At 54.5% G+C, this 2964-nt stretch carries 4 protein-coding genes; 2 read left to right on the forward strand and 2 right to left on the reverse strand.

What is annotated here, in order from left to right; all coding sequences use genetic code 11:
* On the forward strand, positions 1-362 hold a 362-nt coding region (locus H7A81_RS26635; RefSeq protein ID WP_182059272.1), incomplete at its 5' end, for an aminotransferase class III-fold pyridoxal phosphate-dependent enzyme.
* Between the two features lie 46 nt (positions 363-408).
* Here H7A81_RS26635 and yfcD read toward each other — a convergent pair.
* Both yfcD and yfcF read right to left on the reverse strand, forming a co-directional pair.
* Complete coding sequence (yfcD, locus tag H7A81_RS26640; RefSeq protein ID WP_034825091.1) at positions 409-954, reverse strand: NUDIX hydrolase YfcD; 546 nt, start codon at positions 952-954, stop codon at positions 409-411.
* 111 nt (positions 955-1065) lie between these two features.
* Entirely contained in the window at positions 1066-1707 is a 642-nt protein-coding gene (gene yfcF, locus H7A81_RS26645; protein WP_182059273.1) for a glutathione transferase, read from the reverse strand.
* 202 nt (positions 1708-1909) lie between these two features.
* On the opposite strand from yfcF, the gene H7A81_RS26650 reads away from it, so the two are divergent.
* Positions 1910-2803: a TIGR01777 family oxidoreductase gene (locus tag H7A81_RS26650; protein ID WP_097116574.1), complete on the forward strand. Its 894-nt coding sequence runs from the start codon at positions 1910-1912 to the stop codon at positions 2801-2803.
* Positions 2804-2964: the final 161 nt, after the last annotated feature.

The raw sequence follows: 2964 nt of genomic DNA on the forward strand, positions 1-2964 counted from the left end.
GCCCGCCCGCGATAGCCGCCGCGCATGCCGTGCTGGATATTATTGATGAAGAACAGCTGTGCGCACGCGCTAATCAATTGGGCGAACAGCTCAGTGCCACTTTGCGGAGTGCAGGATGCGCATCCCTTGCTGAGGTGCGCGGTTACGGCTCAATGGTTGCGGCAGAGTTTCAGGATGACGCAGGCCGACCATCAGCAGAAATCACCAAAGCGATTCAGTTACAGGCGCTGGCACAAGGGCTGATTTTACTGACCTGTGGCGTACACAGTAATGTGATCCGTTTTCTTTATCCGCTGACGATTCCGCAGCCACAGTTTGATAAGGCCCTGCAACTGCTCAAAGACATTTTACGTGAGCATTAGAAACAACAAAGGCGCCGTTGGGCGCCTTGTTCGAACGTCGCGGCAATCAGGATTCGCTGCTCTGCTTGCGACGCGCGGCATCGCTGTTGCGGCTCAGCCACAGTGATACGGCTTTGAGCGAGTCGTCGGTGAATTCATCGCAGCGTGCAGTGATCTCTTCTGGCGTCATCCAGAACACTTCGTCGACTTCTTCTTCCTGCATGGCAAACGGACCATGAGAAACACAGCTGAACAATCCGCCCCAGACGCGGCAGTGCTCATCTTCGAAGTAGAATTTACCATGCTCGGCAAACGGCACTGCGGCGATCCCTAACTCTTCTTCCGCTTCACGGCGTGCAGATTCCAGCATGTCTTCACCACTCTGCACTACGCCACCGGCGGTCGCATCGAGCATACCCGGCATGAAGTCTTTGATTTCAGTACGACGCTGCACCAGAATTTTGCCCATACCATCATGCACCACGATGTAGGTTGCACGATGACGCAAATTCTGCGCACGCATCTGCGCACGGCTGGCCTGCGCAATGACTTCGTTCTCTTCACTAACGATATCAACCCACTCGATACCGCTATCTGCCGTTTGATCCACCATCCGTAACCCTTTTCTGTTTTCGGCGTGCCCAGCACGCGCCTGTTTGCGATGCCTTATTAGAATGAGCGGTAAGGTAAAGCGTTCTTTTCGCCTCCGCAAGGCTCTTCGTGCTTAGCGCGATTTGCCCGATTCGGCCAGCCACAATTGCACTGACGCGCGTTGCCACTGAAACTCGGCGTAATGCTGCAATTTCACCGGTAACGTGTCGCCATGCAGTGCCAGGCGGTTAATCATCACCGCCAAATCGGTGTCGGCAATCGACCATTCACCAAACAGGTTTTGTTGTCCATCCGTTAGCAGGCGCTGAACCGCCGCAATCAACTTGCTTGCCGCCTGCTCACCAGCCGGAGTTAATGGCGCAAAGCGCTCGCCGGCAAACAGCACTTCCGTCGGACGCTCAGCACGCAGCGCCATTAAATCACTGCGCAACCACGCCTGCACTTCACGCGCGTGCGCACGCTTTTCACGATCGCGTGGATAGAGACGCTCAAATTCAGGGGCCGGGAAACGCTCTTCGAGGTATTCAGCAATCGCTGAAGATTCATTGAGCACCAGATCATCAATTTGCAGAGTAGGCACGCGACAGGTGAGCGACAGCGCACGATAATCATCTTCAAGCTGAGCGTTTTGCGCTAAGTCCACGCGTTTCAGAGTGAAGGGAATGCCCTTCTCGGTGAGTGCAACGTAGACAGACATGGCGTAAGGGCTAAAAAAGGATGCATCGGACCACAAGGTGATGGATGGATAGTTCATCGGCTGCCTCAATAAGCATCAGGTGTGCTTTCTATTTACCGATTTTTATTTGTTAAGGCAATGGTGTGCTGGTCGGATCTTTGACGTTGAGGCCAACACAAACTTTCCCTTTTTCTTCATTAGCGTAAGCGCTGTCACGCTATCCGTGCGCTTCTCTTCTATGATCAGTCTGAGCAGAAAATAAATTACAAGGAGGCTCAGCATGCACCTGCTTATTACCGGTGGCACAGGTTTGATAGGCCGCCATCTGATACCGCGTCTGCTGTTGCTCGGACATCAGGTGAACGTCGTCACCCGAGATGTCGCGGCGGCACGGGACAAACTGGATCCTCGAGTTTCGCTATGGTCCGGTATCAATCAGCAAACCGATCTCGATGGTATTGATGGCGTAATTAATCTGGCGGGCGAGCCGATCGCCGATAAACGCTGGACCGAACAACAGAAACAGCGGCTGTGTGAAAGTCGCTGGCAGATCACCGAGCAAATCGTTTCGCTGATCCACGCCAGCAGCAACCCACCGCATTTTTTAATTTCCGGATCCGCGACCGGTTTTTATGGTGATACCGGCGATCTGGTATTAACGGAAGACGATCCCGGTCACGATGAGTTCACTCATGCCCTGTGTGCACGTTGGGAACAGCTGGCACTTAATGCACAGAGCGATCGCACCCGGGTTTGTTTATTACGCACTGGCGTAGTGCTGGCAGAGGAAGGCGGCGCGCTGGCAAAAATGAAGCTACCGTTCAAACTTGGCGTCGGCGGTCCGATTGGCAGTGGGAAGCAGTATCTGCCGTGGATTCACATTGACGATCTGGTTAACGCGATCATCTGGCTGATCGACAATAACGACCTGAGCGGACCGTTCAATATGGTTGCGCCTTATGCGGTGCGCAATGAGCAGTTCGCCGCCACACTCGGCCACGTGATGCACCGACCGGCGTTTATGCGCACTCCAGCCAGCGCAATTAAGTTGATGATGGGAGAATCCGCCGTGCTGGTGCTGGGTGGGCAGCATGTTTTGCCGAAACGGCTGGAGGAGTCGGGTTTTGGCTTCCGCTGGTATGATTTGCAGGAAGCGCTGCAGGATGTGGTCTGATAAACAGACGGCGGCCCTGAGCCGCCGTTTTTCGCTTAGCTGCGTTGTTCCGCTACTCGCGATTTCACCGCCCTCTCTTCACGCGTGTGTCCCGGCTGCGGCACGCGAATGATAAAGGTCAGCACCCCCGCAAACACATACAGCGCGGTATAAGCCCATAC

Source organism: Pantoea sp. ME81 (assembly GCF_903970985.1).
GTDB classification, from domain to species: domain Bacteria; phylum Pseudomonadota; class Gammaproteobacteria; order Enterobacterales; family Enterobacteriaceae; genus Pantoea; species Pantoea communis.

Excerpts from the sequence above, each read along its gene's own strand:
- yfcF (WP_182059273.1), bottom strand. The coding sequence starts at position 1,707 with ATGAACTATCCATCCATCACCTTGTGGTCCGATGCATCCTTTTTTAGC.
- yfcD (WP_034825091.1), bottom strand. The coding sequence starts at position 954 with ATGGTGGATCAAACGGCAGATAGCGGTATCGAGTGGGTTGATATCGTT.
- H7A81_RS26650 (WP_097116574.1), top strand. The coding sequence starts at position 1,910 with ATGCACCTGCTTATTACCGGTGGCACAGGTTTGATAGGCCGCCATCTG.